Source organism: Gimesia algae (assembly GCF_007746795.1).
Taxonomy (GTDB): Bacteria; Planctomycetota; Planctomycetia; order Planctomycetales; family Planctomycetaceae; genus Gimesia; species Gimesia algae.
This window is the reverse complement of the sequence record NZ_CP036343.1, coordinates 6,733,728-6,756,012: the sequence shown is the minus strand read 5'-3', so window position 1 is coordinate 6,756,012 and position 22,285 is coordinate 6,733,728. Positions and strand designations below refer to the sequence as shown.

The 22,285-nt window shown below is 48.0% G+C and carries 18 protein-coding genes and 1 tRNA gene; 10 read left to right on the top strand and 9 right to left on the bottom strand.

Annotated elements, in window-relative coordinates; translation table 11 throughout:
• Positions 1-27: 27 nt before the first annotated feature.
• The 5 genes from Pan161_RS25380 to Pan161_RS25360 form a co-directional block, all read right to left on the bottom strand.
• On the bottom strand, positions 28-1,368 hold the full coding sequence (locus Pan161_RS25380; protein ID WP_145231547.1) for a three-Cys-motif partner protein TcmP: 1,341 nt from the start codon (positions 1,366-1,368) through the stop codon (positions 28-30).
• Positions 1,361-2,092 (bottom strand): DUF5131 family protein, encoded by a 732-nt coding sequence (locus tag Pan161_RS25375; RefSeq protein WP_145231545.1) that lies wholly within the window; start codon positions 2,090-2,092, stop codon positions 1,361-1,363. Before Pan161_RS25375 ends, Pan161_RS25380 begins: the two co-directional genes overlap by 8 nt.
• A gap of 35 nt (positions 2,093-2,127) precedes the next feature.
• Positions 2,128-2,484, bottom strand: a complete 357-nt coding sequence (locus Pan161_RS25370; RefSeq protein WP_145231543.1) for a hypothetical protein — start codon at positions 2,482-2,484, stop codon at positions 2,128-2,130.
• A gap of 482 nt (positions 2,485-2,966) precedes the next feature.
• Positions 2,967-4,361, bottom strand: coding sequence for a tyrosine-type recombinase/integrase (locus Pan161_RS25365; protein ID WP_145231541.1), 1,395 nt, complete (start codon positions 4,359-4,361; stop codon positions 2,967-2,969).
• A 134-nt stretch (positions 4,362-4,495) separates the two neighbouring features.
• A tRNA-Ser gene (locus Pan161_RS25360) sits at positions 4,496-4,580 on the bottom strand.
• Positions 4,581-5,088: 508 nt separating this feature from the next.
• Between Pan161_RS25360 and Pan161_RS25355 the strand changes: the two genes are divergently transcribed.
• The 8 genes from Pan161_RS25355 to Pan161_RS25320 all read left to right on the top strand — a co-directional run bounded on the left by Pan161_RS25355 (position 5,089) and on the right by Pan161_RS25320 (position 15,465).
• On the top strand, positions 5,089-8,727 hold the full coding sequence (locus Pan161_RS25355) for a tetratricopeptide repeat protein (protein ID WP_145231540.1): 3,639 nt from the start codon (positions 5,089-5,091) through the stop codon (positions 8,725-8,727).
• Between the two features lie 77 nt (positions 8,728-8,804).
• The gene (locus Pan161_RS25350) at positions 8,805-9,851 is read left to right on the top strand and encodes a tetratricopeptide repeat protein (protein WP_197995515.1); all 1,047 of its coding nucleotides are present in this window, start codon (positions 8,805-8,807) and stop codon (positions 9,849-9,851) included.
• Between the two features lie 164 nt (positions 9,852-10,015).
• Positions 10,016-10,906 (top strand): MotA/TolQ/ExbB proton channel family protein, encoded by an 891-nt coding sequence (locus tag Pan161_RS25345; protein WP_145231537.1) that lies wholly within the window; start codon positions 10,016-10,018, stop codon positions 10,904-10,906.
• A gap of 71 nt (positions 10,907-10,977) precedes the next feature.
• Positions 10,978-11,448, top strand: a complete 471-nt coding sequence (locus Pan161_RS25340) for an ExbD/TolR family protein (RefSeq protein ID WP_145231535.1) — start codon at positions 10,978-10,980, stop codon at positions 11,446-11,448.
• 58 nt (positions 11,449-11,506) lie between these two features.
• Entirely contained in the window at positions 11,507-12,019 is a 513-nt protein-coding gene (locus Pan161_RS25335) for an ExbD/TolR family protein (RefSeq protein ID WP_145231534.1), read from the top strand.
• Positions 12,020-12,762: 743 nt separating this feature from the next.
• Entirely contained in the window at positions 12,763-13,776 is a 1,014-nt protein-coding gene (locus Pan161_RS25330) for a PIN/TRAM domain-containing protein (protein WP_145231532.1), read from the top strand.
• Between the two features lie 39 nt (positions 13,777-13,815).
• The gene (locus Pan161_RS25325; RefSeq protein WP_145231530.1) at positions 13,816-14,229 is read left to right on the top strand and encodes a (deoxy)nucleoside triphosphate pyrophosphohydrolase; all 414 of its coding nucleotides are present in this window, start codon (positions 13,816-13,818) and stop codon (positions 14,227-14,229) included.
• Between the two features lie 174 nt (positions 14,230-14,403).
• Positions 14,404-15,465 carry a GNAT family protein gene (locus Pan161_RS25320; RefSeq protein WP_145231529.1) on the top strand — a complete coding sequence of 354 codons (1,062 nt, stop codon included), beginning with the start codon at positions 14,404-14,406 and terminating at the stop codon, positions 15,463-15,465.
• Positions 15,466-15,501: 36 nt separating this feature from the next.
• On the opposite strand, the gene Pan161_RS25315 is transcribed toward Pan161_RS25320, so the two are convergent.
• Both Pan161_RS25315 and Pan161_RS25310 read right to left on the bottom strand, forming a co-directional pair.
• On the bottom strand, positions 15,502-15,897 hold the full coding sequence (locus Pan161_RS25315) for an outer membrane protein assembly factor BamB family protein (protein WP_145231528.1): 396 nt from the start codon (positions 15,895-15,897) through the stop codon (positions 15,502-15,504).
• An 83-nt stretch (positions 15,898-15,980) separates the two neighbouring features.
• A complete protein-coding gene (locus Pan161_RS25310; RefSeq protein ID WP_145231526.1) occupies positions 15,981-17,438 on the bottom strand; it encodes a tetratricopeptide repeat protein in 1,458 nt (485 codons plus the stop codon).
• A 207-nt stretch (positions 17,439-17,645) separates the two neighbouring features.
• On the opposite strand from Pan161_RS25310, the gene ispG reads away from it, so the two are divergent.
• Both ispG and zwf read left to right on the top strand, forming a co-directional pair.
• The gene (gene ispG, locus Pan161_RS25305; protein WP_145231525.1) at positions 17,646-18,791 is read left to right on the top strand and encodes a (E)-4-hydroxy-3-methylbut-2-enyl-diphosphate synthase; all 1,146 of its coding nucleotides are present in this window, start codon (positions 17,646-17,648) and stop codon (positions 18,789-18,791) included.
• 66 nt (positions 18,792-18,857) lie between these two features.
• Positions 18,858-20,417: a glucose-6-phosphate dehydrogenase gene (gene zwf, locus Pan161_RS25300; RefSeq protein WP_145231524.1), complete on the top strand. Its 1,560-nt coding sequence runs from the start codon at positions 18,858-18,860 to the stop codon at positions 20,415-20,417.
• 30 nt (positions 20,418-20,447) lie between these two features.
• Here zwf and Pan161_RS25295 read toward each other — a convergent pair whose 3' ends face one another.
• Entirely contained in the window at positions 20,448-20,858 is a 411-nt protein-coding gene (locus Pan161_RS25295) for a VanZ family protein (protein ID WP_145231522.1), read from the bottom strand.
• A 55-nt stretch (positions 20,859-20,913) separates the two neighbouring features.
• Positions 20,914-22,176: a pyridoxal phosphate-dependent aminotransferase gene (locus tag Pan161_RS25290; protein WP_145231520.1), complete on the bottom strand. Its 1,263-nt coding sequence runs from the start codon at positions 22,174-22,176 to the stop codon at positions 20,914-20,916.
• Positions 22,177-22,285 lie beyond the last annotated feature (109 nt).

Sequence of the window (22,285 nt, the reverse complement as noted above, 5' to 3'; positions counted from 1 at the left end):
AGATGGCTCCCAAGTTTTCGAGGCAAGTTACTGGCATGATGTTGGTAGCAACAGTTTCTGGCGTGGCACAACAATGACGTCGTCATCTGCAATCTTGACACCATTACGACGTTTACGGCCATCTGATGTAAAAATTGCCAACTCTTTTTCTCGCGACAAATCGCTGATGTTTTTGCCAAGCATTGCTTTAGTGGCGGGAGTTTCGTTTGCGACAATATCGCAAAACTGATCGAACGAAATACCATTCTTGAATTCCGAGAATCGCCTCGGAAGTGATTCGAGTAGCGATGTGTTTGTTTGCTCAGCTGCAGCGGAGTCAAACTCAAAGGGAAGCAGCTTCGTTTCGTTAATCTTGCGCGGATCGTGTCCAAGCATACTCAGTCCAGAACCGCCAAAGTGCTGAAAGTGATTCTCCATTTCCCAATGAAGTTGCATCATCACGTCACGTGCTTTTGAGTGCCGAGAGAAATGGAGTAACCAATATGCTCTATGAGAATCTACTGAATGAATGAAAAATGGTGTATAATATGCAGCTCCGCTTCGAGCAAAAAAGTGATGATGAAGCACATGCTGTACTGCCGGACGCCAATCATCGGCATGCTGCTTTCGAAGACTCAGGAGAACTTCCTTCTGATCCAACAGTTCGAGGTTTCGCAACGCCGATTTAAACTTATCTGTTTCATTAATAAAATCGGCAAACCAATCAATTGCAAATGTTAAGATTATTTCAGCATTCGGTAGTTGCTTGAAGATCTTTCGCATGTTTGCCAGCGTGACATCTTTATAGCCGTATTGATCTAACAGGAATATTGCTCGGTTGGCCCGACCAGAAGCTTTGATGCTTGATATGACTCGATCAAGCTCCTTCGAAAACCCTCCATTCAAAGTGTTAATGTTGTCTTTTCGTTCGTAAGCATCTCGATTCTGTTTCAGTTGCTTGGATAAGTAAGCAAACGTTACCTTGTCTTTTTCAATGAAGTAAAAATCGGCCTTTAAAGAAAAATTCTTGTTACGCCACTCATTCGCACTGATCTCTGCAGCGTTCATTGCTTCGAGCATCAGCAGCGGCGAACCAGAAATAATTTCTTTTGTTAGCGGATGCCGATAAACCCCTCCCCCAGAAAAACCATCGACAAGAGAAATCCTAAACTCTTCCTGAAATGGCTTCGCGGCAAGGATTGCGACGTACTTTTCCAGATAGGCTCTAATAATCTTGTGCTTTGTCAAGCTATGACTACCGAGGATTGGCGGTTCTTCTTTGGGGTCCCAACGATAAAGCCGCCCTTTCTTATCCAGTTGTGCTACATGATTTTTTGGTTTGGCATCGACGAATGATTTGAGACCAGGTAAGTATCCATCATTATTCATAAGGCATTTCGCTCCATATTTCCCCGTCTAGCTCACGTCCGTTTGCTTTCTTCGAACGTCGAATTCCGTCGGCCCCGAACGCACCCCATTGCTTAAAGAAAAACGGCACACCAGCCGTGTTGCACTGGTCTCGAATTTTACGAACCCACGCGATATTCATCGGACGCGATTGTGGGCCAGATTCGCCGCCGACGATTACCCAGTGGATTCCTTTAAGAGGCATTCGTGGAATCGTGCCAAGCAAAGGTTCAACTGAGAGGAAGCGGATCTGAGCCGGCACCTTCTGAAGAATTCGAATACGGTTTATATACTTTGAATTCTCGACGCTTGTTCCCATCCAAATGTTCTCGCTCCACTCGATCTCAGACGCCATTTCGACGACTCGGTCAGGTCGTTTCGTCAGCACTTGAAATTTGTGATGAGAGGCATCTGTCATGACTTTGAAACAACGCTTAATAAATTCACTAGGAATATCCTTGTGAAAGAGATCGCTCATGGAGTTTACAAAAATGATGCGAGGTTTTTTCCATTGCAGTGGTAGATTGACGATATCTTCCTGAAGAGTAAGTTTGAATCCGTTGTCGTATCGAGGTTGTTCCATTGCTTGCAGTCGAAATGCCATTCGTTCTGCGTAGCAGTTAGCGCACCCCGGACTGACCTTCGTACAACCGGTGGTTGGATTCCATGTAGCTTCTGTCCATTCAATCGCTGAGTTTTGTGCCATCTCAATTCCTTTCGAGTGGCGGAGTTAAAGTGTTACTATTCAAACTCATCAAGTTTCTCCGCAATCCATTTGTTCACGGTTGACGTGCGGTCAACGATGAGCCCTTTTTTTTCGGCAGTTTGAAATTGTATCCAAAGCTCTCGGTCAATTCGAAGTGTGACCGAAACACGATCAGTCTTGGATGTTCCTTTGGGTCGTCCAACGCGTCTGTCCGGCCTGCTTTCCCATGCTTTGCGAGCTGCAAGACTGAAATTGGTGAGTTCAGTCTCCGTCAATTTCGTAGTTTTGCCGTTGTCTAGTCGAATTGTTAATGACTTACCTGTAATTCGCTCAACAACTCCGCGTTGCATGTCGGCTTTCACGCGAATTTTGTCACCTAAAATAGCTTTCATCTTCGTAGTATATTTCATGCTCTATTTAAATGCAATAATAAAATTAAGCATGTGTGTGCCAAAATCAGGCTATGTCAGAATTAAACATTTAAACGGTGGAGCGGTACTGGCTTCGGTGGCTTTGCCAGTGTTCAGGAAAAGGTTGGTTTTACGATTCCCTGAACCGGGTCACACGCGAGTTGTTATCAAGGAAGGACGTTACGATCGTTTAGGATAATCTGGTGTCTCCCAGGACCATGTAGAACTATTATGGACCGACCTACTATCCCTAAGCAGTAGGTGGAAGGTGGTATTTTCATTACCGATTTTCCGGCCTTCACCGTGACGAAGACTGGCATTATTATGCCAGGCCCAGCGCTTTTGTCCGACGTTTGTTGGCTCTTGGCTTCACTCGCCCGGCTAAATGCCCCACACGGTCTGGGCCATAAAAGCCCCGAACAATTTGAATAGGCTACCTAACTTTAACACAGCGCCCACTATTTCTAGGGAAGTCCAGACTTCATTATCTCTAAAAAACGCTTACGAGCTATTATTATTGATGGCCGAATCAACAATGCATTTTGTAATTGTCTGCGTTTAGTTTCAGGACGTGAGTGAGTATAAGTTGCAGTCATACCTAAACCGTGACTCGCCCCATTCGTTGCAGAAGTAGAGTGCCCCATCAATTCACTTCGAATCAACGGGTCTACATTCCCGTCCTGTAAACATGTGGCAAAGAGATGTCGCAGCGATTTGGGGGCTGTGAATTCTGGTAGTTCAATTTGCTTTGTCAGTTTGATGAATTCCGTTCGTATTCGGTCAGTTTTCAGCGTACCACAATCCCGCCAAATCGTTCGCGATTGTTGCGTCCACTGATTTCTGTCTAATGACTTATCAGAGCTATCTTCTGCCTTAATTACGCGTTTCTGAAGTAAGTTTTCGAGTTGTTTTTCAGTATAACCAGTCAACTCTGGAAGTACGGAGCTTGAGGCAAAACGGCGTTGTAAAAAGACTGGGCCTGTGACGCGATCGCCGATGATGATTTTCAAAACATCCCTCAGTTCATTAATCAGTGGAATTTCACGTTCGTTGCGTGTCTTAACCTGCCACCCTAACCGAGGTTTATTTCGGACGTAGAGCATTCCTTTTTTCAGATCAATATCATCTGGAAGCAACAGGTGGATAAGTTCTCCTGGACGGAGCCCCGTCAGCATGAGAGTGAGAAAAACCGGGAACTGCCAATCATCGCAGGCTTCTAGAAATGCCTTTTCCTGATCTGGACTGAAAATGGAAATGACTTTAGCGTTTTCGATTGGGATGCGGTCCAAATCGAGAGAGGAGAACGGGTTTTCGGCATAGGGAGAAAGGTGCCGTCGTTTTATCGCATAACCGAACATACTTCGGCAACATTGCAGGATGTATTTAATTCCCTTGTCCAGCAGAGGACGTTTCTGGGAATTTACATGGCCATTGGGTGCTACTTTGATCGTACGCAAGTAATGCACAAACTCCTCAGCATGTCCGACCTGAAACAGAGATGTTTTAGAAGCGACACCTTTTTGTCCGATGAAATTAATGAGGTGGGTTGTCGCAGCCCGGTAGCGGCGGATGGTTTGCAATGAAGACCGCAATACCTGTTCATGATGGTTGAGCCAGCGCTGTTGTAAGTCATCAATACTTACAGGCTCGAAATTAAAGACTGAGTGAGTATGAGACTCCAGCTGGGAATTGATACGCGCAGCCATCTGCCGGGCTTGTTCTTTGTCGGGACCAAGTTTGGGTCGCAATCGCTTTCCATTTTCATGGTAAGTGAGGTACCAGATTTTACCTCGTAAATCACCGCGGACTTTACCGATACGGAACGATGTCTTCCGAATTTGTTTTGATGATTGCTTCATCAACAGAGCCTTTCAGAGAACCCCCGTGCCACAAAACGCCACAAAATGTGCCACAAATGGGAAGCTCTGGAGCGGTCCAGATAAAGCAAATGCCGCTGAGTTATAGGCTTACAACTCAACGGCAATCAAATAAGCGGAGAGAGGGGGATTCGAACCCCCGGTACCTTGCGGTACACCGGTTTTCGAGACCGGCACATTCGGCCACTCTGTCACCTCTCCGATCGACTGATCCCGACTGGAGATCACTCTGTGTTGTGAATGAAATGACAGCATAGTCAGATCACTGTCCAGCGTCAAATTCGAACAGGCAGAACTTCCTACCTGTCGTATTAGGAATGTCAGGTTCCGCTGCCCACATTCTTTGCTGTTTTGTCGTAAGAATTTCAGTGTGTCATCGTCGCTGGATCCCGTTATACAGTCAGAACCAGTTGAAGGGCTCGAAATATAAACGATTCCCTGCATCTTTCTTGCAGACTCTCTGTCGTCGGGATATGCTGTTATTTATAGATATTTTCTGTAAAGGATGGTTCGCTATCAACTTTGGAAAAACAACTCTCACAGAAATTAGCTATCTGACAGCGAACATTTAGTAGATGAAGTAGGTATAATGTGAGCCGAGGTATGTCCATGTTCTGTGTGGCTGCCTATAAACTCGTGATTTCACAGGTCTAAAGTCCTCTCTTTCACGGCCTCGGTGCATCCGTTCATTAGCGATGGAATTTATAATATGCGTCTATTCCATTTTGTTTCGATCGTGAGTCTATTTACGATTTTGACATTGGTTTCTTCCGTTTCCGCAGAAGAACAATATCTCGAATTTCTTCAGGGATTGCGGGATAAAAACTATCACGATACGGCATTGCAGTATCTCGATAAAATTGCTGCTGACAAATCGACGCCAAAGGAGATTCAGGAACTGATTCCCTTTGAGCGTGCGATGACACTGATGATGTTCTCGCGGACTCAAAAGCTCCCAGAGGAGCAGGAAGAAACATTAAATCTGGCTCTGGCACAGTTGGCGTTGTTCACAAAGCAGTACCCAAATCATCCCATGGCGGGGACTGCGAATACGGAACGCGGGAAAATTATTCTGGAAAAAGCAGAAGTGGAAGGCCGCATAGCACAGTCGCCTTCAGATCAGAATAATAAAAAAGCCCACCAGGAAGCAGCACGAAAGCTGGTTGCACAGGCCAGAGATATATTTCAGAAGGCCTATAATCTGCACGAAAAGACCTGGAAATCATTTCCCGCAACTTTCATCGACAAACAGAAAGAACCGGAAAAATATGCAGCCCGGGCTAAAGCTGAAATCCAATACATGAGTGCCCAGCTGGATCTGGCGCAATGTACTTATGCAGAGGCACAGACCTACGATCCCGGCAGTGCTGATTTTAATCGGCTTCTGAACAAAGCTTCGGAAGAGTATGCCAAAATTCATGAACGCTATCGCAGCCAGGTGGGGGGGTTGTATGCCCGTATGTGGCAGGGGAAATGTTTTGAAGAACAGGGTGAACTGGGAAAAGCTGTGGGGATCTACGATGAATTATTGGGGCACCCCGGTAAGTCTCCGGCCATGAAAGGTTTGAAAGATAACTGTCTGCAGTTTCGATTGATCTGCCTGAATGACGATAAGAGAAAAGATTATCAGCTGGTCATTAAAGAAGCCGAACAATGGCTGAAAGAAAATCGCTCCCGCAGTCGCACTGCTATTGGACAGGGGATTACCTGGGAGCTGGCGCGTGCTCAGGAAGCACTGGCAAATCAGGAAGGTACGAAGAAAGGAGATCAGGATCGGATTCTCAGGCAGGCCCTGGCGAGTGCCCGGTTTGTGAATGCGTTCCGGGGTAAATATCGAGATGTTTCCCGGCTGATGGTGGGTCGAATCACTGCAAAGATACAAGGGAATACCGGCGGAGATCCTGAGGATTTTGCGACTGCATATGGCTTGGGTCAGGACCGCAATAAGCAGGTCAAAACCTTAAAAGACAAACTGGCAGCAGCCAAGTCGGCAGCGGATAAAAAGAAAGCACAGGTCGAACTGACTCAGTACATGGAAGAGACAGCTCGTATTCTGAGAATTGCCTTGAAACTGGCGGATAATAAAACTGATCCTAAAGAACTGGATCATGCCCGTTTTCTGTTGAGTTATACCTATTACAATCTCAGACGCAGTTATGAATGTGCAATTCTGGCAGAGTTTGTTGCGAAGAGTGATGATAAAGTCAATGGCGGTATGTCACTGGATGCAGCTTACCTGGCTTTGGCTGGTTATCTGCAGGCTTATAACGATTCCCCCAAGAATCTGCGTTACGTAGACAATCAACATATGGAGGCGATTTGTAACCTGATTACCAGTAGATGGCCAGAAAGTAGCCGTGCAAATGATGCCCGAATCCAGCTGGGTAATATTTACAGTTCAACCGAACGGCCAGCCGAAGCGGCGAAATGGTTTTCACAGGTTCCCCCCGCCGCGCCGCAATACACGGAAGCCCAGATCAGCGCGGGACAGGCATACTGGAACAGCTATCTGACTGCGATGTCGCGTCGTTCCGAAACGAAACCGGAGAATGCAAAGCAGTGGTCAGAATTAGCCGAGAAGCATCTTCGCACTGGAATTGCGGCGACATTGAAGTCACTCCCTCCGGAAGCAAAGACTCCTGCAAATTTAACCGCCGCAAAAACATCACTGGCACAGATTGCTTTGAATAACGGTAAATACCAGGAAGCGATTGATATCCTGGCGAAAGAACCACACTCGGTTCTGAAAGCCATTCATGTCGCGAAAGGGACAAAACGGCCTGCGAAAGGCGTGCAAAGCAGCGAGTTTGCGAATCTGGTCTACCAGTTGCAACTCCGTGGCTATATTGGTCTGCAGCAAATTGATCTGGCGCGCAAAGCAATGAAAGAACTGGAAGAATCCGCCTCAGGATCTGGTGGCGAATCGATCACGGAAATGTACCGTCAGCTGGGTGAGAAAATTACCGAAGAGATCGAACGTCTGAAAGCAGCCGGTGACACCCAGCGAATTAACGATGTCCGAAAATCGCTGGAAACATTCCTGACAGATATCTTTAAACGTAAAGATCAGACTTATGGATCACTCGTCTGGATTGGTGAAACTTATTACGGCATGGGGCAGGGGGCCAGTGAAGACCCGACTGTGGCCCGTGGCTATTATGATAAAGCTGCTGCCGCTTTCGAAGAAATCCTGAAACGTCAGGCGGCGACCGGCGATTTTATCCCAGGCAATTTTCAAGTAGGGATTACCCTGCGTCTGGTGAACTGTAAGCGGGAACAGGGGGAATTCGAAGCTGCTTTAAAACTGCTCGCCCCGGTACTGAAGGAAAAAGATAAATCACCTGAAGTGCAGTTTGAAGCTGCTAGTCTCCTGCAGACCTGGGCCTCAAGCGGTCAAGGCGATAATAATGAAAAATACCTGGATGCCATCAATGGGCTGGAGCTGGAGAACGGGGCTGTGATTCGTGGCTGGAATTATCTGGCTCGAATTCTACAGAATTCGATGGTATCGACGGGGCGTGAAGACCTGAAGAAAATGTATCATGATGCTCAGTACAATAAAGTAGAATCATTCCGAAACTATGCGATCGCCGTCAACGATGCCGATAAGCTGGAACGCGCTAAATCCGAGATTAATGTATTCGGTCAGCTCAATGTAGACCTGCCAGATGATGTCTGGGAGCGGTTTAACCAGCTGTATCGACAGACTCAGATTGATTTGGGAGAAGATCCACAGGACCTGGCGCGACGCGTCAGTAGTAGTGATTCGATGGCAGCGAATGATTCAACTTCACTTAAGACGGAAACACCGACGGATACTCGACAGAAGGTTGCACAGCAGTCGACAGAACAGGCTGCAGGGGGATCCAATACGATGATCATCGTATTGGTTCTGCTGGTGGGAGTTGGCGGCGCCGTCGCGTTCTACTTCTTTGGATTAAAGCCCGGCAAGAAGGCGACACGACCCTCATATCAGTTAGCGACGAATGTGACAATGCCTTCCGATATTCCCGCTCCTGCTCCCCCGAGCCCTAAAGCAAGTCGAGCTGCACAGTCAAAGTCATCTCAGCCTGACGTTTCTGTCGGGAAACCACGCAGCAAGGCAGAACCTGATAAATCCAAAACCAGACAGCCGACTGAGAAAACTGATTCCACTAAGAGTGATTCTGATAATGAAAAACGTAAGCTGACACCGGAACAAATTGCTGCCCGCAAAGCAAAGCTGGCACAAATGTCGCCTGAAGAAATTGCAGCCCGGAAAGCGGCTATTGCCAAGAAAAAGGCGGCTCAGGCAAAACAACAGAAACAGTCACGACCTCGTCCCGAAAGTGAATCTCAGGACAGCTGAATTTTTAGCTGGCTCGATTACTGCAGAGATATCTACCCGTGATGAGACATCAATTATCGTTGAGGAGCAATGAACTCATGAAACGTTCGATCTGGTCAAGTTTGATTCTGCTGGCAGGAATGTCAATTCTGACGGTGTCCGATGCTAGTGCTGCAGATACGATTTATCAATATAATGGCAGTAGCCCGTTGGTGGGAGATGTCAGCGGTTACACGAAGACTGAACTGACTTTAAAACGCGGAGCAACCGAGGTCAAAATACCGGCCAATGAAATTGAACGCGTTCGCTGGGAGGGTGAGCCTCCTCAGTTGAATATTGCCCGCAATCAGGAACAGAACGGTAATTATGCAGCCGCTCTGGAAGAATATAAAAAAGCTGAAGGTTCAGCGAGCCCGAACCTGAAAAAGAGTCTGCAGTACATGATTGCCCGTACCACCGCCCGCAGTGCAAAATCGAATCCTGCTGCTCTGGATAATGCCATTAAGCTGCTGGATGATTTTGTCAAAGCGAACGGAGATCACTTCAGTTATTACCCGGCGATGAAACTGCTGGGGGAATCCTATCTGGCGAAAAAAGACTATGCGTCCGCGAATTCGGCGTTTGGCACGGTTGAGCGATCACCCTGGAAGGATTACCAGATGGACGCCAAGAATATGAAAGCCCGGGTCTTACTGGCCCAGGGAAATACGAAAGGAGCTCTGGCAGCTTTCGAAACCGTTGCCAAGATGGAAGGCAAGACACCAGCCGAACTGACCAGTAAACATGCTGCCCAGTTGGGAAGTGCCATCTGTCTGGAGAAAGATGGTAAACCTCAGGATGCCGTCAAAGTTCTGGATGAGATTATCAAAAATGTGAGTTCCCAGCAGAGCAGTCTGCTGGCGGAAGCGTATTTGAAAAAAGGGGACTGCTACCAGGCATTAGGTGAATCGAAAGAGGCTCTGATTGCCTATCTGCATGTTGATGTTCTGTTTCCTACAGAACCCGCTGTGCATGCTGAGGCTTTATATCACCTTTCGACACTTTGGGGAAAAGTTCAGCAACCAGAGCGGGGTGCCGAGGCCCGAGCCGTATTGCAGCAGCAGTATCCTGACAGTGAATGGACGCAAAAAGCCACTAAAAGCTGATAAATTGACGTGAAAGTCAGATTGCTGGCAAGATTCGTCAGGTCTTCCCTTTACAATGCAATTTCTGCCTATAAATAATAGCACACTTGTATTTAAGACACTTTCAGTCCTATAGCAAGATATCCACGATTAACACTCCTTTCAGTAGACCGGAGAACACAACGATGATGACGGGGAATTCCTTGGAACGGAATCAGACTTCACTGGCTTTTCGTAGCCTGAGCATATTATTACTTCTGGGTGTCGTTCTGACACCGTTTGGTCTGACAGCGAACAGTTGGGCCTTTCAGGATGAAGCGGCACCTGCTGCGGGAGAAGCACCAGCTGCAAGTGAAGCGGCTCCGGCTGCTGAACCAGCGGCTGAGGCACCTGCTGCCGGTGGCAATGAAGCTCCTGCAGCCGCCCCTGCCGGAAATGCGGCACCGGCTACGCAGGAAAGTTTCCTGTCCTGGATGATTCGGGCATCAGGATTTTTTGGTTTTATCCTGCTGCTGCTATCCTTCCTGATGGTAGCCTTGATCATGGCGAATGTGCTTTCCATCCGACGGGACAACCTCATGCCCCCAGAATTGATTGGTGCCTTCGAAGAAAAAATAAATAACAAGGATTACCAGGGTGCCTATGAGCTGGCAAAAAGTGATGATTCTTTTGCCGCGCGAGTTCTGGCTGCGGGCCTGAGTAAGCTGAACCAGGGTTATTCTGAGGCAGTTGAAGGCATGCAGGAAGTCGGTGAAGACGAAAACATGGCCATGGAACACAAATTGAGTTACCTGGCTCTAATTGGTGCGATTGCTCCGATGATCGGGCTGATGGGGACTGTTTATGGTATGATTTTGAGTTTCCAGACGATTGCCAACTCAGCGACTTCGCCTAAGCCATCTGAGCTGGCAGATGGTATTTCCACTGCGTTGTTTACGACTCTCGAAGGTTTGACCGTGGCGATTCCCGCGATGATTTTCTACAGCCTGCTGCGAAACCGGGTCGCCCGTTTTTCACTGGAAGTGGGCATGATCAGCGAAAGCCTGATGAACCGCTTCTCCTCCAGCAGTAAATAATGGTGACGTCGATCAAACAGACAGGATGCGTTTGCATCCTGTCAAACCCTGATTGAGTAAAGAGTGATTCAATGAAAATTAAAACCAAAAAGCCGGCAGTGGCTGACGTTGATATGACGCCGATGATCGACATCGTTTTCCAGCTGATCGCGTTTTTCATGGTGATTACCAACTTCGAGCAGATTCAGGCAGATGAACGAGTGAAGCTGCCTTCGGATTCTCTGGCAAAACCTCCAGAGGTCAAAGCCGCGGACGAGTTGGTATTAAACATCGGTTTCGATCGAAATACTGAGGGAGAGATTACGGATCCCCAGGCGTATATATTTTATAATGGTGAGCAGATTCCCGTGCTGAAGTTCGGACCTAAGTTTGAGCAGGAAGCTCGTATTTATAAGCAGAAAAATCAGGATCCCAAAGATGTGCCTGTGATTCTGAGAGCCGATGCGCTGGTTGCGACAGGTCTGATTCAGGACCTGATTAAACTGGCGCAGGAAAACGGCTTCACCAAGTTTGCCTTCAAAGCAACTCAAAAAATCGAATGACAACCCAGAGAGAATTACTGTTTACTAAACAGTTTTTAATTTGTCAGGATCAATTCCTATGAAGTTACGCAGTTCAGGTCGAGAAGCAGAAAAGATCGAGCCCCAGATGGCGCCGATGATCGATGTGGTGTTTCAGCTTCTGATCTTCTTTATGTTAACGCTGAATATCGTGGAGCCGGAAGGCGACTTTAATGTCAACATGCCAATTACGGACAGCAAAGAAGCTGCGGAGGAACCTGTCCTGCAGACTGATATTAAAGTCAGGCTGGTGGCGAATGAAGATGGATCCCTGAATACGATTCGGGTGGGTCAAAACAATCTGGGTAACGGTCCCAATGTATTCGCCGGCCTGAATAATGAGATTCTGTTAGCTATCATTAAACCGGGGAGCGCGATTTCCAAAGATATGGAAGTCGAGCTGGAAGCCGATTACAACTTGCATTACGAGTATACCCTGAAAGCAGTGAGTGCCTGTACCGGACGCCTGGATCCTTCCGGGAAACATATCGTACGTTACATTGAAAAGATCAAGTTTGCACCACCGGTGGGTGGCCCAAATGCGGGCGGTTAATGGTTAAATAAGAAGAAGACATTCGAACAGCTCACAGATAGTCCTGTCTGTGGGCTGTTTTCGTTTCGTAAATCAAGTAAAAATATTGACAGATCTCGCGTTCAGATGCCTGCTGAATGTTTGTGAAATTCATGTCAGAATCAATGGTTCTGGTTTCCTTTTCAGTAGCAACCGCATATTTGTTCGGCTATAGTGTACGATGATCCTTTGCCTGATGAGGGTATCAAGGTTTTTAATAACAGCTTTGTATTTCACGGTTTATCAGACCGAAAACAACAGCTGATGTCTGTTGTGTGTTTGGGAGATCACACAATGATTTTGTTTCCTCACACTCTATAAATCAGCAGGAGTGAAAGTCGGTCATTATAATAAAGATTCAGTGAAGGAGCAGACGAGGTCCCGAATTGAAATCTGGCTGTCTGTCACACTTGATAATATTTATAGAGAGAACGAAGTGCTGTCTGGAGAGATGAATCACTCTGGATCAGGACTGTTCACAAGGCTGAATGCAGCGCGGGAATAGCCCGTTTTGCAGAGTAGCTGATTGAGCAAAAATCAAAATCATTCCCAATCTCTCTGGATGTCTGAGACTTAATTTCCGGAGAACAGGGATATTACTGGATCAGATTCAAGCGATTGAAATCGACCTGAATCACCTGTTTTTACGATGAGTTTCAGCATGCGAGAATCGATGGGAACAAGTAACTAGAATCTTGCCTTAGACTTAAAGTGACTCATTTGTAATGTTGTTAATCAGTATTCGTGTGCTCTACGCATTTGTTTGCGCTGGTGCCATCGCCACCTTTGTCAGTTCTAACCCGCCCAGCCCCGTCGATCAGTCTCCACTGCTCGCGTTTGTTCTGCTGATGATTCTGACACAGGCAGTCACCTGCCTGGACCTGCTCATCGGTCGCAAACGGATCGAAGTAATCTCGGCCATTTATTTTGGCCTGCTGGTTGGTGTGTTGCTGAGTTTTTTGCTGAAACAAGCCTTAAATCCAGTGATTTCCAAGACACCTTGGGGTGAGGGAGTGGTCATGATCACGACCCTGACCTTGCCTTATCTTTGTATATCTTTTCTGTTGCAGACCAAAGATGACTTTCGGTTTATTGTTCCTTACGTTGAGTTCTCACGAGAGCTGAAGGGGGGACGTCCCCTGGTGCTGGACAGCAGCGCTTTGATAGATGGACGAATTGCGGATGTCGTCGAGACGAAAATTCTGGATTCCGAAATGGTGGTTCCCGATTTTATTCTCAAAGAGGTTCAGGATATCGCCGACAGCAGTGATAAAGTTCGTCGTGTGCGAGGCCGTCGTGGACTGGATATTCTCTCGACTCTGCAGAATAATCCGACCGTTGATATCTCTATGTACGAAGCCAAAGAGACCGACAAGGAAAAAGGATTAACAGTCGATCAGCGTCTGGTGGTTGCCGCAAAAAAACTGGGTGGTAAGGTCGTTACTAACGACTTTAATCTGAATAAGGTTGCCAGCGTGCAGGGGGTCGATGTGATCAACCTGAACGATGTCGCCAATTCATTAAAACCACGCTACCTGCCTGGTGAACACATCCAGTTAAAGATCATCAAAGAAGGAGAATCGCAGGCCCAGGGAGTGGGATACCTGGATGATGGTACAATGGTGGTTTGTGAACAGGCCAATCATCTTGTCGGACGTGATGTGGATGCTGTAGTTACCAGTGTTCTACAGAGTAGTGCAGGTCGCATGATATTCGGTCGGGTGACTGAAAATCGTTGAGACAGGCATGTCTCTTCCGGCGGAAAATGGAGCGCGATCATGAGTAACCGGAAAGTAAGTCATATTGGAGTTGCCGTTGTGGAATATCAGCGGCGATTCCTCGTGGGAATTCGAAATGGAGATTCGCCTCTGGCAGGCTATCATGAGTTTCCTGGTGGAAAATGCCATACGGGGGAGCCATCATCTGCCTGCGCCGCCAGAGAATGCAGGGAAGAGGCCGGTCTGGAAGTAATACCGGTCCATAACCTGCTTTCGGTTCAGCATAGTTACGACCATGCAGAATTGGATCTGGATTTCTGGCTCTGTCGGCCCGCAGATGCTTCGGATGAGCTATTCAAACAGACGCTGCATGGATTTCACTGGATACCAGCCGCGGAACTGCCTGAGTTGAGTTTTCCAGCGGCGAACTCCGCAATTGTTGAGCTGCTGGTAAAACAATATGCTTCCGAATAAACCTGCGTTTGAGAGATGCTTTTCTATATAGAAACTGTAGATGCCGGCACGCGGGAAAATACATCAATTGATTTTGATGTGATTTGACTTTCTTCCGGCGTGACCTAGACTTCACCAACATATCGCGTGACTGTTTCCACATCTCAACAGAATGCATTAACAGGTTTTCAGGGCATGGGCTATTCAATCACTCAGGCGACCCCGAGTGACGATCAGGGAGAACTGATTTCTCTGATTAATCGGAATTTTAATAAAACCAATACCCAATGGTTTAACTGGTCTCATCATCAAAACCCATTCGGTGAGAACTATTGCTGGCTCGCGCATGAAGCATCAGAGGGAAAGCTGATTGGTTCGACAGGTTTATTAACACGTCGAATGTGTTGTGACGGGAAACCATTTGCTGTAGGTCAGGCAGAATCGATAAATATCGACGAAGAACACCGGTCAGCTCAGGCTGCTTTAAAATTACAACGGGCCCTCATCGCCCACCTGCCTAATACCGATTTCAGTTTTGTGTATGGCATGACCGATACCGCGACTGCCGTATTCAAACGCTGTCGCTATCAACAGGTGGGAACATTCCAGCACTGGGTCAAACCCCTGCAGACGGAATACAAATTCAAAGACCGAATCTCATCGCCACTAGTCAGAAAGGGCGTTGCCGGTCTGGCCGATCTGGGCTTGCGTCTCTTTTCACAGGAGACGCGAACGTTTTTACCTCATCAAAACAAAATCAATTATGATGCCCCGATTGACGAACGCTTTGAAGCTCTGTTTCGAGAGCATTCTGGAGGCCTGGTGATGGTCGAGCGGACGCGTGAATTTCTGGAATGGCGTTTTCGACAGGAACCGAGTACCCGTTTCCAGATCATGACGCTGGAAGATCGCAACCAGCGACTGCTGGGGTATATGGTGTTTGTGCTGGGAGAGACGGGACGCAGTGGCGATTATGCTGCGGGCATTCAGGATATTTTCTATCGTGATTTGAAATCATTTCGACTAATGATGACCGCCTTTAGTGGTTATTGCCGTCAGATAGGTATGGAAACGATCGTGGTGAACTACTTTGGTCGCCAGGAAGTATCGAAGCTGCTGGCCCGCTTTGGATTTTTTCAGAGGCACTCACAAACGAATGTGTTTGTGTATGCCAATCCGGAATGTCAGGATTTCCCACTCCAGCCCCTCCTCGATCCTAATCGCTGGCATTTGACGAATGCCGAGCTGCTTTCCTGAACAGGCCGTATGCCTGAGGTTCCCCCCCCCCAGCGGTTAGTGTGCATCACGCTGTTGCCGATGCAGTTCTCGGGCAATTAACTCTGCCGCCGCCGCAGATCCGGTATTGAAATTCGCGGTTGCAAGGCTGGGAATTCCATACCCGTGCCCTTTAAGGGGATTAAACCAGATTTCACGTCCGGTAATGGGATCCAGGCAGTAGGTATATCCATCGATTGAGACGAAGAGCTGTTCTTCATCCACGAGAATCGCGAGATAATTGGAACGACCTTTAGGGGATTTCCAGGACCAGAGCAGGGTACCTGTATCACGGTTGAGCGCGACGACTCTCGAATTGAAACTGACGAATAACAGGTCCGTGATGTCCAGTTCGTTCGCTGGCTGAGCTGAACGCTCAACATACTCATTTTCATCCAGGAAACCGCCGCTCATGAGTAACCGCCTGGTTTGGACTTTAGTGTAAAATGGAAGGTGCCTGTGGCAACACTACGCGGCAGCAGGCAGGGTTATGAGCCTTATTTAATAGGCCGAATCACAGGTTTACCGGCTGTTTTTTCTTCGTCCAGTTTTCCAGGTCCGAGTGAGGGGTCGATCGCAACAGCGCGTTCATAGTCTTCCGCTGCTTTTTTGTGTTCGCCACGTTCTTTGAATGATTTGGAACGCATCAGATAGGCTTTGGCAACGATTTCATCAATCCGCTTTGCACGTTCGAAGTCCCGCAGTGCGTGTTCCACATCACCCTGTTTCATGAAGGCATCGCCGCGGACAGAATACGCTTCCGGTTGAGGTTGGATTTTGATGGCCCGGGAACACTCCTGGATGCAGCGATCCAGCTTGTTTTCCTCTAAATACAGCGCGCCGCGAATATAATAACCGCGGCCAGTGTCCTGTGTGAGTTCGACGATTTTTGCATAATCCTTCATCGCCATTTCACGCATTTCAGATGCCAGATAAAACTGAGCACGTTCCAGGATCAACTCGGTATCATCGGGTGTTTTGGCAAGTCGTTCATTCAGGCCGGCCAGCTTTTGCAGCCAGATGATTTTTTCTTCATCCGCTTTCTGTTTTTCAGGCTGTTCAGCCAGCTGATAGACGACCATTCGCTGCCGGTAAAATTTCAGACTGCCCGGACTGAGTTCGATGGCTTTGGTAAAATCAGCAATGGCTTTGTCATACTCTTTGCGTTTCTGCCAGACCAGTCCCCGGTTATCATAGGCATTCAGATATTTGGGGTTTTTCTGCAGTACTTTGTTCAAAACCTCTATTGCTTTGTCCATTTCATTCAAATTCATTAATGCGAATCCGAGGTTATTCATCGCATCAATACTATCAGGTTTGATTTCCAGAACCCGTTCAAAATCTGCGCGGGCTTCTTTAAGTTTGCCTGTCGTAGCAAACAGGAGACCCCGATTGTTTAACGCCTGCTGGCTGTCGGGCTTGCACTCGATAACTTTGGTAAAATCTTTTACAGCGAGTTCCGTACCGCCACGTGTCATGAAAAACAGGGCGCGTGTGTAGTAATACTGTGCGTTTTTCGGGCTCATCTCAATCGCTTTAGTCAGGTCGACGATGGCACTGGCGTCCTGTTTTAAATCTGCCCAGGCACTGCCCCGATGAAAGTAGTATCGGGAAACCCGGGGATTCAATTTGATCGCCATGGTTAGTTCCTGCGTCGATTCTGCCAGCTTGCCCTGTTTCTGGAATTCCATTCCACGCAGGAAGAATTCTTCCGCTTTCTGAATGGAGGCTTCATCAATGGTTGTCTGTGCATGGGCGGGCGTTGCTGGGTCCGGCTTCTGATGGGGAACCGATTCAGGTACAGCTTTTTTCAGTTTGTTTCCCACTGCAGTCTGCACTGTTGTTTTGGCAGTGTTCTCTGTGTTAACTGCTTTCTGTGAAGCTGGTTGCGACTCGGAACCACATCCGCTGAAAAGCATTAAACCGACTAGCATCCCTGCAATCTGACGATTCATTTTTTGTTTCACCTACTTTGTGTATCCGCACTCTTTGCATAAAATGCAATTAATTGACCGAAGGCTTGTAAAACGACATCCAAAATCTGTCAATCCCAATTGATTTTTAACTTTTTTCATCAATGGACGTTGAGCCCGCGATCTTTTACAATCCGGGAGCCCGACAGCGGGTCGATCAGCGGTTTTATCTTACAAGGAATAAACAACTTGCAATTACCACGTAATCCAACCAGAGAAGTGAGAATTGGTACAGTCACGATTGGAAATGCTCATCCGATCGCCGTACAAAGCATGACTGCTACCAAAACCAGTAATATCGACGCGACCGTTGCCCAGATTCACTCGCTCGAACGGGCGGGGGCAGATATCGTGCGGATTGCCGTTGATAATAAGCGGGAAGCAGCTGCGTTAATCGAAATCCGCAAGCAGACAACCGTTCCGCTGACCGTCGATCTGCAGGAAAATTATCGCCTGGCGGAAGTGATTGCACCATATGTGAATAAGCTGCGATATAACCCGGGTCATCTGTATCACCATGAGCCGGAAAAAGCCTGGCAGGAAAAAGTTCGTTTCATCGCCGAAGTTGCGAAAGACAATGATTGTGCAATGCGTGTGGGGGTGAACTGCGGTTCCGTCGATCCAGCCAAGCTGGAAAAGTATGATCCGCATGATTCCATTTCGCCGATGCTGGAAAGCGCACTGGATCATTGTGAATTTCTGGAATCCATAGACTTCACACGGTTCTGTGTTTCACTGAAAGATTCTGATCCCGCGAAAGTGATTGAAGTCAACACCCGGTTTGCTGCCAAACGACCTGATATTCCGCTGCATCTGGGCGTCACGGAAGCGGGCCTGCCACCTGACGGTGTGATTAAAACCCGGATTGCATTCGAGCAGCTGGTCAGCAAAGGCATCGGTGATACCATTCGCGTTTCTCTGACCGTACCCAATGACCGCAAAGGAGAAGAGATTGCAGCCGGTCAATCAATTCTGCATGATATCGCTGCCGGTCGGGTTCGATCCGTTGTCGATTTCGACCAGAAGGGATTAAATATCATCAGCTGTCCCAGTTGTTCTCGAGTCGAGAATGAAGTCTTTGTGGATCTGGCGGGCGATGTTAAACAGATGACCGCTTATGCCAAAGATCATAAAATCACAATTGCCGTGATGGGGTGCCGAGTCAATGGTCCTGGTGAAACAGATGACGCCGACCTCGGACTCTGGTGCGGGCCGAATTACGTGAACCTGAAAAAGGGGAGTGAATCTCTGGGCCGCTATTCTTATGATGATATACTGCCTCGACTCAAAGGCGAACTGGACGCTCTGATTGAACAGCAGTCGGCTAAGATTTAGTCAGCTGTTTGTGGCGCTCTTTCAATTTTCCGAATTCACTTCTCCAAAAAGGCACGGATGTAAGTCATGGCCAATTCAAGTTCATCAGTCGATCTGACCACAGCAACCATCCTGATTTTTGGTGCATCCGGCGATCTGACGGCACGTAAACTGATCCCTGCGTTGTATGACCTCTGGAGCGAAGGTTTTCTCTCTGAAGAGCTGCCGATTATCGGGTTGGCACGTCGCTCCAAAACGGATGAGCAGTTTCGCACTGAACAGCGTGAATCAGTGGCACAGTTTACCCGTACTGGAACAGTGACCGATGAAAAATGGGCGACTTTTTCAAAACGGCTCTATTATCGCGAAGTCGATATCACAGACGAAAGTGATCATGCTTCGTTGAAATCAACAATTGAAACTGTGGAACGTGAAACGGTGGGAGATGTGATTTCCAAACGCGTCGCTTACCTGGCGACGGCACCTTCGCTCTTTTACCCCGCCGTGCAGGCACTCTCTCGCGCGAAAATGATTCCCCGCAACTCAGAAGATCAATGGTTGCGGGTTGTCATTGAAAAACCTTTTGGCCACGATCTGACATCTGCACAGAAACTGAGCCAGGAGTTGAGCGAACTATTATCAGAAGATCAGATCTATCGCATCGATCATTATCTTGGTAAAGAGACCGTTCAGAATATTCTGTTATTCCGATTGAGTAACTCGATATTTGAGCCACTGTTGAATCGCAACCATGTTGATCATGTGCAGATTACCGTAGCGGAATCTCAGGGGATCGAACACGGGCGTGGCGGTTATTATGACCGTTCCGGAGCCTTACGGGATGTGCTGCAGAATCACGTGTTGCAGTTGCTGTGTCTGATCGCCATGGAACCACCGGCGTTATTCAGTGGCGAAGAAATCCGCGATGAAAAACTCAAAGTACTCAAAACGCTTACTCCGGGTTCAAAAGGACCCATTTCGGACTGGGCTGTAGCCGGTCAGTATACCGCAGGGCAGTCGCATGATCAGGCAGTTCCCGGTTATCGGGAAGAAGAACGGGTGCCTGCTAACTCAAATCGTGAAACATTTGTGGCGATGGAAGTCCTGGTGGAAAACTGGCGCTGGGAAGGAGTCCCCTTTTATCTGCGAACGGGAAAACGCCTGCCTGAGCGTGTGAGTGAAATTGCGATTCAGTTCAAACATCCCCCGATGAATCTGTTTACGACGGTGGAATGCGACGGCGATATCTGTTCGATGGTGGAACGCAAACCGAATGAGTTGATCTTCCGCATCCAGCCTAAAGAATCAATCTCGATGAAATTTTCGACGAAGCGACCTGGAATGCAGTATCAGATCCAGCCAGTCACGATGGATTTCGCGTTTGAAGACGCATATCACACGAGTCTGCCTGAAGCCTACGAACGATTACTGATGGATGTTCTGCGCGGCGATTCGACGTTGTTTACCCGCAGTGACGAGCTGGAAGCCGCCTGGAAATTCGTAACTCCCGTGCTGGAGCAATGGGAGCGGCCCGAGCATACGCCAGAACCATATTACGCCGGAACCTGGGGACCCGCAGGTGCGATCAATCTATTGGAGAAATCGAAGCGGCGCTGGCGGACTCCTTCCACCAGTAAAAAACTGTAATCAGATTTGTTACGCCATTAACATAACTGTTCAATCTGATTGATCTGGTTTTTGCTGGAAGCGGTTTCTGATTAAAAGCAGCGGCTTGCTTACGATCAGAAACAAGGAAATCCCCAACAGCGCACCTGTCGTATCAGCGATCCAGTCTTTGATACTCGGTTCGCGTTGTATAATGGGAATGCCCTGAAGGAGTTCGTCTAGCACACCAAACAGGCTCACCCCGACAAAAATCACTAACAGACGTTTGACTGTCAGCCTGTCCCACTTCAGTGACAGCCACCAAGTCAGTAGAAACGCCAGCCCCGCATATGCAATAAAATGCAGAGGCACATCGGTCCCCTGTGGGATGGTTCCCTTCTTAAGTGGAACATGAGTCGCTGTGAACAGTGTTATCCAGTATAGAATCAGTCCGCTGCGTATCAGTAGTTGATAACGATTCATAACATCCCTGAAAACTGGTCTGACTTACGGTAATGCCAAGCGTCATGATCTCGATTTATACCGGGTATGGTGCTTTCAGCCGGGCAGCCGGATGTGATTCCAGATAGCTGGCAATGCGGTCCGTTCGAGAGAGTGCTTCAGGAATAAAATCGATCGCCTGTTCCAGTCGATCATTCGGTTCGGCACAGCTGAACCGCAAAAATCCCTGTCCGGCTTCTCCGAAACATTCTCCACCCAGGCAGGCAATTCCAAAATCATCGTCGGCACCTTCCAGCAGGTATAACGCCAGGCCATGACTGGTAATCCCGAGTTGATTGCAGACCGGAGCAACATTCACGAAAACGTAAAACGTGGCATGTGGATCGAGCGCGTGGAAGTTTTCGATGGCGTTCAGCTTGTTCGTCAGCAGTACCACTTTCTCACGGAATTTCAGCATGACTTCGTCCCGCTCGACTGAATCACAGTTGAGTGCAGCAGCGCCAGCCAGCTGGACGATCGGAGGTGTACAGGAGAGTGTTGTATTCACCATTTTCCCGATTGAGGTCGCGACTGCTTCTGATGCCACACAGAAACCCAGCCGCCAGCCACTCATGCTGTAGGATTTACTGAAAGTGTATGCAGAAACGCATTGATCCATCATACCCGGTTGTGCGAGGATCGAATGATGTTTACCCTGCCAGACCATGTGGCAGTAAGGTTCGTCGCTGAAGACAGCAATGTTTTTTCCGCGAATCAGGTCGGCAATCGCTTTCAGATCCTCTTCCGGAATGACGCCACCAGTGGGATTATGGGGAGAGTTCAGGAAGATGGCTTTGGGAGAAGGGTCCTCTGCCAGAAACTTTTTGATGTCGGCGAGATCAGGTCGGAATTCATTTGACTGTTTCAGGTCAGACAGCACCATGCGGGCGCCGCGGCGTTGAATGTTCGGCAGATACGTGGGGAAATACGGGCTGAAAACCAGTACGCCATCTCCGGGGTTTAAGAATGCTTCACAGAAGAACTGCTCGAATACTTTGGCTCCGGGACCCACTACGATGTTTTCCGGTTTTGCGTCGACATTGAATTCCCGGGAGACAAAATCTGCGGCAGCCTTGCGAAACTCAGGAATACCCGGTGATGCACAATAGTGTGACTGGTTGTTCTGGATGGCTTCAATCCCGGTGGATTTGGCAGAAGCAGTACTGTCAAACGGACTGTCGCCGACTTCGAGTTCGACGACATCTTTACCTTCCGCTTTAAGCTGTTTGGCAACGGCCAGAACGCTGAACGCGGTTTCTACGGTAAGAGACTGAGCGAAATCACTTAATGTTAGCGCCACGAAGGTATCCCCTTTGAGTTTGAAGTTATTCCAGAAGCATTCTCAATATGAACTATTGTCTTATCAGACCTGGATTGACACGTTGGCTGAAATGGTCTGCACGCTGGTT